Annotated in this window: 11 protein-coding genes; 3 read left to right on the forward strand and 8 right to left on the reverse strand. The window is 69.1% G+C overall.

Annotated elements, in window-relative coordinates:
* Positions 1–36: 36 nt before the first annotated feature.
* Positions 37–1,182, reverse strand: coding sequence for an MBL fold metallo-hydrolase (locus AB0L97_RS03590; protein ID WP_355074904.1), 1,146 nt, complete (start codon positions 1,180–1,182; stop codon positions 37–39).
* Positions 1,179–1,907: an enoyl-CoA hydratase gene (locus tag AB0L97_RS03595; RefSeq protein WP_355074906.1), complete on the reverse strand. Its 729-nt coding sequence runs from the start codon at positions 1,905–1,907 to the stop codon at positions 1,179–1,181. Before AB0L97_RS03595 ends, AB0L97_RS03590 begins: the two co-directional genes overlap by 4 nt.
* A gap of 89 nt (positions 1,908–1,996) precedes the next feature.
* On the opposite strand from AB0L97_RS03595, the gene AB0L97_RS03600 reads away from it, so the two are divergent.
* Positions 1,997–3,100 (forward strand): NAD(P)-binding domain-containing protein, encoded by a 1,104-nt coding sequence (locus tag AB0L97_RS03600; protein ID WP_364424960.1) that lies wholly within the window; start codon positions 1,997–1,999, stop codon positions 3,098–3,100.
* Between the two features lie 22 nt (positions 3,101–3,122).
* Here the strand turns inward: AB0L97_RS03600 and AB0L97_RS03605 are convergent, their stop codons facing one another.
* From AB0L97_RS03605 to AB0L97_RS03630, 6 genes are all read right to left on the reverse strand, one after another.
* Positions 3,123–3,980: an aldo/keto reductase gene (locus AB0L97_RS03605; RefSeq protein WP_355074910.1), complete on the reverse strand. Its 858-nt coding sequence runs from the start codon at positions 3,978–3,980 to the stop codon at positions 3,123–3,125.
* A 114-nt stretch (positions 3,981–4,094) separates the two neighbouring features.
* Entirely contained in the window at positions 4,095–5,681 is a 1,587-nt protein-coding gene (locus tag AB0L97_RS03610; RefSeq protein WP_364424963.1) for a carboxyl transferase domain-containing protein, read from the reverse strand.
* Between the two features lie 51 nt (positions 5,682–5,732).
* Entirely contained in the window at positions 5,733–6,335 is a 603-nt protein-coding gene (locus tag AB0L97_RS03615; RefSeq protein ID WP_355074914.1) for an ATP/GTP-binding protein, read from the reverse strand.
* Positions 6,316–6,690, reverse strand: coding sequence for a DUF742 domain-containing protein (locus AB0L97_RS03620; protein ID WP_039795171.1), 375 nt, complete (start codon positions 6,688–6,690; stop codon positions 6,316–6,318). Before AB0L97_RS03620 ends, AB0L97_RS03615 begins: the two co-directional genes overlap by 20 nt.
* Positions 6,691–6,697: 7 nt before the next feature.
* Positions 6,698–7,111: a roadblock/LC7 domain-containing protein gene (locus AB0L97_RS03625; protein WP_011207200.1), complete on the reverse strand. Its 414-nt coding sequence runs from the start codon at positions 7,109–7,111 to the stop codon at positions 6,698–6,700.
* Positions 7,108–11,040 carry an ATP-binding protein gene (locus AB0L97_RS03630; protein WP_364424966.1) on the reverse strand — a complete coding sequence of 1,311 codons (3,933 nt, stop codon included), beginning with the start codon at positions 11,038–11,040 and terminating at the stop codon, positions 7,108–7,110. The genes AB0L97_RS03625 and AB0L97_RS03630 overlap by 4 nt, the downstream gene beginning before the upstream one ends.
* Positions 11,041–11,360: 320 nt before the next feature.
* Between AB0L97_RS03630 and AB0L97_RS03635 the strand changes: the two genes are divergently transcribed.
* Entirely contained in the window at positions 11,361–13,421 is a 2,061-nt protein-coding gene (locus tag AB0L97_RS03635) for an AMP-binding protein (protein ID WP_364424968.1), read from the forward strand.
* Between the two features lie 118 nt (positions 13,422–13,539).
* Entirely contained in the window at positions 13,540–13,926 is a 387-nt protein-coding gene (locus AB0L97_RS03640; protein WP_355074921.1) for a hemophore-related protein, read from the forward strand.
* Positions 13,927–13,967: the final 41 nt, after the last annotated feature.

Here is a 13,967-nt window from a genome sequence, read left to right on the forward strand (position 1 = left end):
CCGTGATCCTTCCTGTCGCCGATTGTCCGGAGTCGTTCAGCCGATATTCTCCCACCACGTATCCGCGGGTGGGGCGCTCGACGGGTCCACACGCTGTCCCGGCATCGGCACCGCGACGTCGGTGCCCGCCGCCCGCGCCGCGGCCACCATGCGCGCGACCGGCTCGGACCAGCCGTGGAAGGCGAGATTGAAGGTGGCCCAGTGAATGGGCACCAGCAATCCGTGGCCGGGATTCCCGCCGCACAGGTCGGCGTGTGCCCGGACCGCCTCCTCGGGATTCATGTGCACGTCCGGCCAGCGCTCGTCGTAGGCGCCGATCGGCAGCAGCGTCAGATCGAACGGGCCGAGCGCCGCACCCGCCTCGGCGAACGCCTTGGTGAAGCCGGTGTCGCCGCCGAAGTAGGCCCGCCGGGTCGGACCTGCGATCGACCACGAGGCCCACAACGTCGTGTTGCGCAGCAGTCCGCGCCCGGAGAAATGCCGTGCCTCCGTGCAGGTGATCGCCAGATCCACGCCGTCGCGGTCCCGGCCGAGCTCGGCGAGCGTCACCGAACCGCCCCAGTCCAATTCGACGATGCGATCCTCCGGGACACCCCAGTGTCGCAAGTGCGCGCCGATACCGATCGGCACCAGAAACGGTGCGCTCTGGCGGGCCACCAACTCCCGGACGGTCTCCTTGTCCAGGTGGTCGTAGTGGTCGTGGGAGATGAGTACCGCGTCGATCGGCGGCAGGTCGGCCAGCGGCTGCGGCACGGGATGCATGCGCGCCGGGCCGACCAGCGGCGACGGCGAAACGCGCTCGCTCCACACCGGATCGGTGAGGATCCGGTACCCGTCGACCTCGATCAACGTCGTGGCGTGGCCGTACCAGGTGACGGCGAGAGCGGCCGCCGTGTCCGGTTGCTGCGGCGTCCGCAATGGGATGCTGCCCCGCGGCCGACCCACGTTGCGCTGGGTCAGCGCCGAGACCAGCAGCGAGGGAGCCGAACCGGCGACCACTTGGCTACTGGGCTCGGTGTTGTGGAACTGTCGATCGCGATAGGTGGTCGCACCCACCGCGTACGGCTGGATCGCCGAGATCGAAGCGCCCATCGCCGATGGGATGTCCCACACCGCCCGCACCACCCAGGTGAGGCCGAGCGCGCCTGCCGCGGCGCCCGCGATCCGTCTGATGTCCATCATCGCCCCACAAACTTCGCGGGGCGCTTTTCCTGCCTGGCCAAACGACCCTCCTTGGCATCCTCGCTCGTCCACGCGGCCTCCAGTGCCGCGCGCTGCTGCGCGGTTTCCGGATCGCGCGTTCCGTCGTCATTGAGCACCAGCTTCATGTGCCGCAGGGACAGCGGGGCCAGCGCCGCGATGTGCTTGGCCCAAGCCTGCGCGTCGGCCACGGTGCCGATCCGGTTGGCGAACCCGAACGCGTAGGCGTCGTCGGCCGATATCTGCTCGGCCCCCAGCAACACCGTCCGCGCCGGACCGCCGCCGATCAAAGCGGCGAGCCTGCGCACGGTCCACCGATCGACGGTGATGCCCAGTTTCGCCGCGGGGACCGCGATGTACGCCTCCGGCGCGATCACCCGCAGGTCGGAAGCGAGCGCCAACTGCACACCGGCGCCGATCGCGGCGCCGTTGATCGCCGAAATCACCGGGACCGGGGCCGATTCGATCGCGTGCAACATTTCCAGCAATCCGGACAGGAAATCGTCCGAATACACCCCGGACAAGTCGGCGCCCGCGCTGAACACCGGGCCCCGCCCGGTCAATACGATGGCCCGGGCCTGGTCGGCGACCGCGGCGAGCACTGCCTCGCGCAGCAGTGTCACGAGTTCGTGATTGAGCGCGTTGCGGCGCTCCTCCCGCTGAAGTTCGATGGTGACCACGTCACCATCGCGGCTGACCCCGAGCATGCGACCTCCCCGACTGAACGGTCCGTCTGTTCTCTTCACTCTGCCACAGCGGACTACCCGTTCCACGCCGGGCGATACGATCACCGGCTGTGCCGACCGACTTCGACATCCTGGTGATCGGCGCTGGTCAGGCGGGGCTCTCGGCCGGATACCACCTCCAGCGCCTCGGACTGCGTCCCGAGCGGCACTTTCTGCTCGTCGATCGGTCGCCCGGCCCGGGCGGCGCTTGGCAGTTCCGCTGGCCCTCCCTCACCCTGGACACGGTCAACCGTGTGCACGATCTGCCCGGTATGTCGTTCGCCGAGACCTTGCCGCCCGGTTCGTCGTCCGTGCCCGCCGCGACCGCCGTGCCGCACTACTACGAGCTGTACGAGAAACGATTCGACCTGCGCGTGCACCGGCAGGTATCGGTCACCGTGGTCTGCGACCGGACCGAGGAAGGCGCCCCCGCCGAGCGGGGTGCGGTGCTCAACGCGGAGACCGATACGGCGGGCACGATCCGGGTACGCGGCCTGATCAACTGCACCGGCACCTGGGAGCGTCCGTTCGTTCCGCACTACCCCGGGGCGCAGACCTTCGCCGGACGCCAGCTGCACACCCACGACTACCGCACTGCCGAGGAGTTCGCGGGCGAGCACGTCGTGGTGGTGGGCGGCGGCATCTCGGCGGTCCAGCTGCTCGACGAGATCTCCCGTGTCACCACGACGACCTGGGTCACGAGGACACCGCCGCGCTTCCGCGAGAACACCTTCACCGAAGCGGCCGGCCGCGCCGCGGTAGCAATGGTCGAAGACCGGGTGCGGCGTGGGCTGCCGCCGGGATCGGTGGTCTCGGTCACCGGGCTACCGCTCGATGACCGGCTACGGGCGGCGCGGGCCCGCGGCGCGCTCACCCGCCTGCCGATGTTCGAACGCATCGAGCCCGACGGGGTGCGGTGGGCCGACGGAACCTTTCAGCGAGCGGATGTGATCCTCTGGGCCACCGGCTTCCGCAGCGCGCTGGACCACCTCGCGCCGCTGCGGCTGCGCGGTCCCGGCGGCGGCATCACCATGTCGGGACGGCTGGCCACCCGTGTGGCCGCCGATCCGCGCATCCACCTGATCGGGTACGGACCGTCGGCCAGCACGATCGGGGCCAATCGAGCGGGGCGCGCGGCGGCCCTCGAACTCACCGAATACCTCGGACTGCGCTGACCGGCCCCGGCGCTTCCCGCGGTCAGTCGATCAGGCCGTAGGTGAACCGGTCCGGGTCCGGACCGATGCGCGCACCGGCATCCAGGCCGTTGATCGCGTCCATCTGCTCCGGCGTCAGCTCGAAACCGAATACGTCGAAGTTCTCGGCGATCCGCGACGGTGTGACCGACTTGGGAATGACGATGTTGCCCAATTGCAGGTGCCAGCGGATGATCACCTGCGCCGGGGTGCGGCCGACCTCGGCGGCCACCGCCGAGATGGTCCTCTCGTCGAGCAAGGTGCCCTGCCCGAGCGGGCTCCACGCCTCGGTGGCGATCGCGTTGCCCGCGTGGTACTCGCGCAGCTCGCGTTGTGCCAGCCTCGGGTGCAGCTCGACCTGGTTCACCACCGGGATCTCACCGGTCTCGGCGATGAGCCGTTGAATGTTCGCGACCGTGAAGTTCGAGACGCCGATCGACCGCACCCGGCCATGCGACTTCAGGGCCTGGAAGGCACGGAAGGTGTCCACGAAGCGGTCGGCCTCGGCCACCGGCCAGTGGATGAGGTACAGGTCGAGGTAGTCCAAGCCGAGCCGCTGCAGGCTCGCGTCGAAAGCGCGCAGCGTGGAGTCGTAGCCCTGCTCGGCATTCCACAGCTTGGTCGTGACGTAGATCTCATCCCTGGGCAGGCCGGATTCCCTGATCGCACGGCCGGTGCCCTCTTCGTTTCCGTAGATCGCGGCCGTATCGATACTGCGATAGCCGACCTCGAGCGCAGTGGTGACGGCCGAGAAGACGTCCTCGGAGGGCACTTGGAACACGCCGAAGCCGAGCTGCGGGATCACGTTCCCGTCGTTCAGCACGATCGAGGGAACGGTGCTGGTCTCGCTTTTGAAGGTCACATTCCGACGGTAGAAGTGTGGCGGCGAACCGTCAATCACGCACTCGGGTGTGTTGGCTTGTAATTTGCTGGGAACGGGGGCTTGCGGACCGCGGACTTTCCGCGTTCACCGCGGTCAGCTCGTCGAGCCGGGCAACCCGAGCCGCCGGTACCGGGTCTGCCGAGCCGTCGGCAACTCCGATTCCGGACGGGCGCGCAAGGCCGCCAGTTCGTGCGCGATCGCGGCGACCATCCGGCGGGCGAAGTCCACCGGCTCGTCCGCCGCGTCGGGCAATTCCGGCACGATCCGGTCGACCACGCCGTCGGCCAGCAGGTCAGGGGCGCTGATCCGTTGCGCCGCAGCCAATTCCGCAGCATGATCGGTGTCACGGAAGACGATGGCGCTCGCCCCCTCCGGCGGCAGCGGGGCCAGCCACGCATGTGTGGCGGCGAGCACCCGGTCGGCGGGCAGCAGCGCCAGCGCGCCGCCGCCGGTGCCCTGGCCGAGCAGCACCGAGACGGTCGGGGTATCCAACGTCACCAGATCGGCTATGCAGCGAGCGATCTCGGGCGCCAGCCCGCGTTCCTCGGCCTCCTTCGACAGCGCCGCGCCTACGGTGTCGATGACCAGAACCAAAGGCAGCCGCAACTCCTGAGCAAGCGCCATACTGCGCCGCGCCTCGCGCAGCGCCGCCGGACCCATGGTGTTCTCACCCTGCTGTCCTCGCCGATCGTGCCCGAACACCACACACGGCTGCCCGCGGAAACGGCCGAGAGCGAGCACGGCGGTGCGATCGGACTCGCCCTGACCGGTGCCGCTGAGCGGAACTCGTTGCGTCACATGACGAAGGAGATCCCGAATGCCGGGACGCTCCGGGCGGCGGGAGATGAGGACCGACCGCCACACCCGATCGTCCGCGGCGCGATCACATTCGACACCGGACTGAATCGACTCTGTCGCAACGTCGTTCGAATGCGGAGCAGATACCGGCCGGTGCGGCTCCGATGCCGCGATCTGCTCGGAACTCCGTCCAGCAGCCGAATCCGGCAATTCGATGCCGCTGAACACACTCAACGCGCGATGGGCGATACGGCGGAAGACCGGAATCGTCAGAACGCCGTCGATTACGCCGCGCCGATACAGGTTCTCCGCGGTCTGCACGCCTTCCGGGAAAGGTCTGCCGTACAGGGCCTGATAGACCCGAGGGCCGAGAAACCCGATGAGCGCCCCGGGTTCGGCGAAAGTGATGTGCCCCAACGAACCCCACGACGCGAAAACGCCGCCCATCGTCGGGTTGCGAAGGTAGACAACGTAGGGGTACCCCGCCGACTTGTGCGCCGCCACCGCACCGGCGATCTTCACCATCTGCACGAAGGCGACGGTGCCCTCCTGCATCCTGGTCCCGCCGGAGGTCGGCGAAGCGACCAACGGCAGCCCGAGTTCGGTGGCGCGCTCGACCGCCGAGACGATCCGCTCCGCCGCCGCGACACCGATCGAGCCGGCCAGAAATCCGAACTCGCACGCGATCACGGCCACGCGCCGACCACGCAGCAGCCCTTCGCCGGTGAGCACCGATTCGTCGGTGCCCGCCGCGACGGCCGCCTTCCGCAAGGCATCGCGGTACCGCGGAGAAACGGCCACCGTCACCGGCGGCCGGTCCCAGCTGACGAACGAGTTCTTGTCGAGCAGTTGCTCGAGTAACTCTCGCGCCGAAGTACGCACCGGGCGAGCCTATCCGGCCCTACCCAATGCTCCGGCGAGCCGCGCGAGCACTCAGTAGCCCTGCATCACCTTGCGCAGCGCGTACTCGGTGAGCGCGACCAGGGCCTGCTTGGCCGGCTCCCGGCGACGGGCGTCGATGGACATGATCGGCACATCGGCAGGCACGGCGAGCGCCTGCCGGATGTCCTCGATCGGGTAACGCGGCGCGTCGTCGAATTCGTTGAGCGCCACCAGGAACGGTAGGCCGCGCGCTTCGAAGTAGTCGACGGCCGCGAAGCTGTCCTCCAGCCTGCGGGTGTCGACCAGTACGACGGCGCCGATGGCGCCCCGGATCAGGTCGTCCCACATGAACCAGAATCGGTACTGGCCGGGCGTGCCGAACAGGTACAACACGAGATCGTCGGCGAGACTGATCCGGCCGAAGTCCATCGCCACGGTGGTGGTCGATTTCATCGGGATGCCGGTCAGATTGTCGATCCCGGCGCTGGCATTGGTCACCAATGCCTCGGTGCGCAGCGGAACGATCTCCGAGACAGCACCGACCAACGTGGTCTTCCCGACGCCGAAGCCACCCGCGACCACGATCTTCGCCGATGTTGGCTTACTGGTACGAGTGTCGACCTGCGCCGTCGAATCAAATACGCCGGAGTCCACTGAGAACCCTTTCGATCAGCTCGCGACGCTCATCGTCGCTGGAATCGTCTTTCAAAGTCGCCGAAACGCGCACGTGCCCGGCCTCGATCAAATCGGCCACGAGCACACGGGCCACCCCGATAGGGATACCCAATCGGGCTGCTACCTCGGCAACGGACGGCGATTCTCTGCACAACTCCACGATTGACGTCTCGATGTTGGTCAGTTCGAACTGCCGCTCCAGGGCGACCGGATGCGATGCGACGAGAGCCTCCAACGCCAACTCGACCGCGGGCCTGGTGCGGCCTGCGGTCAGCGAGTACGGCCGTACGAGGCTGGGCTCGACGCTTCCCACGCGGTGATCTTCTATGTCCATCCCACCATCAGGAACCCATCGTGACGCGTGGTGTGGCCTGAACAGTCTGGCCAACCCGCTCGACCAACAGAGCCATCTCGTAGCCGACCTGACCGATGTCACACGAAGTGTTGGTCAGCACAGCGAGATAGGAACCGTCGCCGACAGCCATGAGTAGCAGGTAACCGTGCTCCATCTCGACGACGGACTGCAGCACGGTGCCGCCCTCGAACAGGTTCGAGACGCCGACTGACAGGCTGGCCAGACCGGCCGTGACGGCCGAGAGCTGTTCGGCGCGGTCGACGGGCAGTTGGGCACTCGCGGCCATGAGTAGGCCGTCAGCCGAGACCAGGACAGCATGGGCTACGCCAGGAACCTCGTTGGCAAAGTTCGAAACCAGCCAATCCAGCTGACGATTCGTACCACCTAGATCGGGGTTCATCGGTCTCCTTTATCTCCGGTTAGGTTCATTGCTCTCATTGCGCGGCCATCCCGGACGCCCTGCTGGTGACGACTCAAGCTGGACCTGATCGTTTCTGGGTCGCGGCGCGGCGCCCGATCCGCCGCACCGCTGACGCCGCCGGGGACAAGCCTTCCGCCCGGATTGCGTTGCGGCAACCCCGCCGCCGTTTTCGTCTCCGGCTGCGCCTCGCTGGCCCGGCGAGCCGCTTGCCAACCCTCGTCACCCGGCGATTCGAAGGAGGCAGCCACCTGGGACCTATCCGTGTTGGGATCCGACAGCCACGCCGACATCATCTCGGCGAAGATCGGCGTTCCGCCCATCGACGCTCCCGACTCGTCCGCGGGCTGCAACCTGGTCTGGAAGAACGACGCCGTCTTGGCCGGGTTGGACCGGAAGCTGTGCTTGCCGGGATCGCGCCCCGGCGAGGCGGCAGGCTGCTCTGGGCTCGCGGCGTGCTGGCCACCGCGATCGCGCTGCGGGAGCGCGATACCCGGCGGCACGGGCTGGCGCTGCGGCGCCTGAGCGCCCGGCTGCCGCTGCGGCAGACCGGTCAGCCCGCTCTCGCGCTGCGGAAGGCTCGACGGCGCTGGCGGACGCTGCGGCAGACCGCTCGCCGTCGCATCTCGTTGCGGCAGACCGTTGCCGACGGCAGGCAGCGCGCCGGAGCCCGGCTCCCGCTGCGTCAAGCCGTTGGCGGACTCACGCTGCGGCAGACGGTGAGCACCGGCATCCCGCTGCGGCAGACCGTTGCCGGGTTCACGCTGCGGCAGACCGGTGGGCGCCGCATCGCGCTGCGGCAGGCTGGGCGTGGGCTGCCGCGATGGCAGGCCGGTAGCACCCGATTCACGCTGCGGCAGGCCGGTAGCGCCCGGCTCACGCGACGGCAGACCCGTCGCGCCCGATTCACGCTGCGGCAGACCGGTAGCACCTGGCTCACGCTGCGGCAGGCCGATGGACGGTTCACGCGACGGCAGGCCGGTAGCACCTGGCTCACGCGACGGCAGGCCGATGGACGGTTCACGCGACGGCAGGCCGGTGGCGCCCGGTTCACGCGACGGCAGACCCGTGACACCCGGCTCACGCGACGGCAGACCCGTGACACCCGGCTCACGCGTCGGCAGACCTCCCGCCGCCGACTCACGCTGCGGCACACCGTTCGAACCCGGCTGCCGCTGCGGTAGGCCGGTGGCGCCCGGTTCACGCGACGGCAGACGCGTCACACCCGGCTCACGCGTCGGCAGACCACCCGCCGCCGACTCACGCTGCGGCAGGCCGCCAGATGCGGACTCACGCTGCGGCAAGCCACCCAAACCGGAGTCGCGCTGCGGCAAGCCACCCAAACCGGAGTCGCGCTGCGACAAACCACCCGCGGCCGATTCCCGCTGCGGCAGACCGCCGGAGGCGGACTCACGCTGGGGTAGACCGCCCAAACCGGATTCCCGCTGCGGCATGCCCTTCGAAGCGTCTCGCGGCGGCACGCCGTTGGTGCCCGGCTGGCGCTGCGGCAGACCGGTGCTCGGCTGCGGCACGCCGTTGGCGCCCGGCTGACGCACCGGTAGCTCGCCCGAGTTCGGCTCACGCGACGGCAGGCCCGTGCCGGACGACTCGGCGGACCCACCGGGCTGGCGCGGCGGCGGACCGCCGGGGCTGAGGTTGCGCTTGGGCAGGCTGGCCGCGGCGAGCTTGCCACGCTGCGGACCACTCGGCGCGGGCTGCCCCGGCGTGGGCCGCAGACTCGTAGCCGACTGCTGGTTCTCCGAGTGCATACCGGACGACGTCATCGCCGAACCCGGCTGCCGCTGCGGCAGTCCACCCGGTCCCGTGGGGATCGGTCCGCTGGACGAAGCGGTGGGCTTGGCGCTCACGGCCGGAATCGGGCCGCTCACCCCGGGATCGACGGTGACCATGACATTGCCCCCAGGAGTCCGCTGGACGGCCCGCATCTGCATGGACGACGGCGCCGACGGACGCTGTGGAGCGGCGGCCTGCGGCGAAGGCTGCGGGGTGACGGGCTGCCCCGCGCTCGGTTTGCCCGCGACGATGAGTCCGACGGGCACGTGCACGGTCACCGTCACGCCCGGATCGCGCGCGGTGTCGAAGGTCGGCCGCAGCCGCACGGTGAGACCGTGCCGCTCGGCGAGCCTGCCGACCACGAACAGACCCATGTGCCGGGCCGTGTCCGGCCCCGGCTCGGCGGTCTGCTCCAGACGGCGGTTGATATCGGCCATCTCGGCGGGCGGCATACCGATGCCGCGGTCGGCCACCTCGATGAGCAGTCCCTGATCGTGCGCCTGCGCGAACGTGAACTTGACGTCGGTCTCCGGCGGCGAGGCGCGCAGCGCGTTGTCGAGCAGCTCGGCGAACAGATGCGCGAGGTCGGAGGCGGCGGGTTCCTTCAGCGAACCGCGCGGCGTGGCGCCGAGCTTCACGCGCTCGTAGTCCTCCACCTCGGAGATCGCGGCGCGCAGCACGTCGGCGATCTCGACCGGGGCGGACTTGGCGCGGCGCTGCCTGGTGCCCGCGAGAATCAGCAGGTTGTCACCGTTACGGCGCATACGGGCGGCGAGATGGTCCAGCCGGAACAAGTTCTCCAGCAGGCGCGGGTCCTTCTCGTCGTACTCCATCGCCTCGATGAGCGTGAGCTGATGGTCGACGAGCGACTTCGACCGCCGCGCCAAGGTCTCGAACATGTCGTTGACCTGCGAACGCATCTTCGCCTGGTCACTCGCCAGGCGCAGCGCCTGGCCGTGGATGTCGTCGACCGCGCGGGCGAGCTGACCGATCTCCTCGGTGCTACGCACCGGCATCGGCTCCAGCGGCACCTCTTCCGGCGAGGCGCCGGTGCGGAGCTGGGCGACCTCGTGCGGCAGGTCGCTCTCGGCCACGCGCAGCGCGGCCAACCGCAGCCGGTGCAGCGGGACGATCATCGAGCGGGCCACGAAGACCGCGAGCAGCAGCGCGGCGAGGATGGTCGCGATGACGACCGCGGTATAGGTCCACGCGTCCCGCTGGGCGGTGGTCACCAGCGAGTCCATAGCGGAGTCGATGTCCTTGGTCGCCTTGCCGACGACGTGCTCGTACACCGCGAGGCTGTCGGTCAGCGACTTCTTCAGGTCACCGACCGGAAGCTGGCCCGCCTGCGACTGCGGGCTGGTCAGCAGCGCGATCCTGGTGTCGATGCCCGCGCGCAGGTCGGCGATCGAGGTGTCGCCGTCGGCGAAGCGGTGCGCGAGCACGTTGAGCAGCGCGCGCTCGGTGTTGGAGGCGATGAGGAAGTTCTGGACGCCGGACTGCTGGGCGCGCAGCACCTCGGGGAAGGCGGCGAGCTCACTGACCAGGGTTGCACGGGTGTTGAGCGAGTCGACCAGCCGCAGTTTGGCCGCGTCCACCGCGGTGTCGCTGACCTGGCCGACCGTCGTCTCGACGATCCGGACGCTGTCGCTGCGGACCCGGTCGATCAGCGCGAGGGTGTCCGACGGCGGTCCGGTGGAGACCGACTTGCCCTGGGCGCGCACCCCCTTGGCCTGGGTGAGCATGCTGTCGATGGCCGCGCGCGCGCCCGGTACGCCGTCGAGTTTGCCGACCGCCTTCTCGGCGTTGGCGATCGCCTTGTCCAGGTCCGCCAGGTTCTGGTCGGTCACCACGGACTGGTTGGACCCCAGCGAGATCATCTGCGAGCCCGCTGTGGTGGCGGTCTGCGCGCTGAGCGCGGTGACCGAGGGGATGGCGGCGACGTTGTCCGAGATGTCGGCGAGCCGGTTCGAGTCCGCGAACTCCGACGAGATCCTGGATACGCCGAGGCCGACCGCGACCGCGAGAGGCACGGCGAGGACCGCCGTCACCTTCCAGCGCAGGTCCCAGTTGCCCAGCGCCCAGCGGCTACTGCCGGAGCTAGCGGCGTCACGCATCTCCCACTCACTTTCCAAACTGGCCTCTACCACGCGCCATCAACCGAACCTCCACAATCGCGTGCTTGGCTCGACAGGTGGAGCTGGCCGAGAGCTGCGGCTGGCCGAGAAATTGCGTCTACGACGGCCCAAATAAGTGACATCAGATTCTAACGGATCAATAACTTCTTGGGTGACGGGGCGTGATGTCGCGATCATTGACCTGCCGGTTCCAGGCAAAACCAAAGGTAGCGGCACCCACCCGGGCGTCGCGTGAAGTCTGCCACAATCAACCAGATCTATCGAGGCGGGCATCGAGGCGAGGCTAGGGAGTCACGGGGTTGAACGTGCGGCACGAGTACCGACCGGCCTACCAGACCAGCTTGGTGGATCCAGCCGAGTTCTGGGCCGGCGCGGCCGAAGCGATCGACTGGGACGTGCCGCCGACGCAGATCGTCGACAGCGGCGCCCGCCCGGTAGCCAGGTGGTTCTCCGGCGCCCGGCTCAACACCTCCTTCAACGCGCTCGACCGCCACGTCCACCCCACCACCCCCGACTCGCCGAGCCGCGCCGACCAGCCCGCACTGATATACGACTCGGCTATGACCGACGCCACCGTTGTCTACACCTACGCCGAGCTGCTCGACGAGGTGTCGCGGTTCGCTGGGGCGATGGCGCGGCTGGGCGTCGCCGCGGGCGATCGCGTGGTGATCTACCTGCCGATGATCCCCGAAGCGGTGATCGCGATGCTGGCCTGCGCCCGCATCGGCGCGGTGCACTCGGTGGTGTTCGGCGGCTTCGCGGCCCCGGAGCTGGCCGCGCGCATCGATGACGCCGAGCCGGTGTTGATCATCACAGCGTCCGGTGGCCTGGAACCGGGCAAGCAGATCGAATACCCGCCCATCGTGCTGCACGCGCTGGATCTCGCCGAGACGACCGCGCCGCGCACGGTGATCGTCAAGCAGCGGCCGCAGTTCGACACAATCCACTTTCCCGCGCCGCAGCCCGCCACCGAGTACCTGCCGAGTTCGGCGGAGACCGTGGCCGCGCAGTGGCTCGACTGGGACGACGCCGTCCGCGACGCGCCGCGGGCCGACCCGGTGTCGGTCGCCGCGACCGATCCGCTCTACATCCTCTACACCTCCGGCACCACCGGGAAGCCGAAGGGGGTGGTCCGCGACAACGGCGGGCACGCGGTCGCCCTGGCCTGGTCGATGCGCAACATCTACGACGTCGACGCGGGCCAGGTGATGTGGGCCGCCTCCGACGTGGGCTGGGTGGTCGGGCACTCCTACATCGTCTACGCGCCGCTGTTGGTCGGAGCCACCACGCTGCTGTACGAAGGCAAGCCGGTCGGCACCCCGGACGCGGGCGCGTACTGGCGGGTGGTGGACAAGCACAAGGTCGACGTGCTGTTCACCGCCCCGACCGCGCTACGCGCCATCCGCAAGGCCGACCCCGAGGCCGAGCTGGCCCGCCGCCACGACCTGTCCTCCCTGCGCGCGCTGTTCTGCGCGGGCGAACGCCTGGACCCGGCCACCTACGCCTGGGCCGACGAAACCCTGCTCGCGGGCCGCTCGGACTGCCCCGTCGTGGATCACTGGTGGCAGACCGAGACCGGCTGGCCGGTCTGCGCGAACCCGCTCGGCCTGCAGCAGCTGCCGATCAAACCGGGCTCGGCCTCGGTACCGGTGCCCGGCTATCGACTACGCGTGCTCGATTCCTCCGGCAACGCGGTGGCGCCGAACACCGAAGGCAACATCGTCATCGGTCTGCCGCTGCCGCCCGGCACGCTGACCGGCCTCTGGCGGGACGAGGCCCGGTACGAGCGCTCCTATCTCTCCGCGTATCCCGGCCACTACCTCACCGGCGACTCCGGCTACTTCGACGAGGACGGCTACCTGTACGTCCTCGGCCGCAGCGACGACGTGATCAACATGGCCGGGCACCGGCTTTCGGCGGGCAGTATCGAGGCGGCCATCGCGGGGCACGAGGCCGTCGCAGAATGCGCCGTCATCGGGCTGCCCGACGAACTCAAGGGGCACCGGCCGCTGGCGTACGTGGTGCTCAAGTCCGGCGTCGACATCGATCCCGACCGGCTGCGCGACGAACTGATCGAGCGAGTGCGCACCCACGTCGGCGCGATCGCCACGCTGCACGACGCCATCGTCGTGACCGCGCTGCCCAAGACCAGGTCCGGCAAGATCTTGCGCAAGACCATCCGGCAGATCACCTCCGGCGAGACTTTCGAGGTGCCTTCCACCATCGAGGATCCGGCGGTGCTGGTGGCGCTGGAGCAGCAGATCCGCGCGGCGCGTCCCGAATGGCGGGACCCGGCGCACAGCACGGAGAACACCGACGACGTAGTGGCGCCGGACGTGGATCCGGTTGCGCCGTCCTGAGTTTCCGCACCGCCGTTAACGTCCTCAGAGTTTCCTCAGAGGATGTTCATGTCGGTGCCAGCAGTTCGAAATAGCCTCGAGACCGCCCGAAACCCCTCGATGATCTGGAGGCAGAGACATGAAACGTTCCGTAGGCCGCCCTGCCGTCGCCGCCGCGGCAGCAGGTGGAATCGCCACGGTCACGTTGCTACTGAGCCCCGCTATCGCCGCCGCGGGCCCGATGGAATACGCCGAGCCCCTGCTGACCTCGGACTGCTCGTTCGCCCAGGTCGACGCGGCCCTGCACGACAAGGCGCCGCAGCTGGCCGCGATGCTCGACGCGAACCCGAACCAGAAGGCCGAGTTGCAACGCAAGTTCGACCAGCCGGTCGAGCAGCGCAGGGCCGAATTGCGGCGGGCCATCGACGAGAACCCGGACGCGGCGCGCCAGGCGGAGAACGACCCGCGGACCGCGCAGTTGCGCGACACCATCCGCGTCGTGGCGGAGACCTGCCACAACTACTGATCCCGCGGAAACATGGGTGACTCGCCGGGCATTTCCGTATT

It is taken from the genome of Nocardia sp. NPDC051911 (genome assembly GCF_040681035.1).
Lineage (GTDB): Bacteria > Actinomycetota > Actinomycetes > Mycobacteriales > Mycobacteriaceae > Nocardia > Nocardia sichangensis.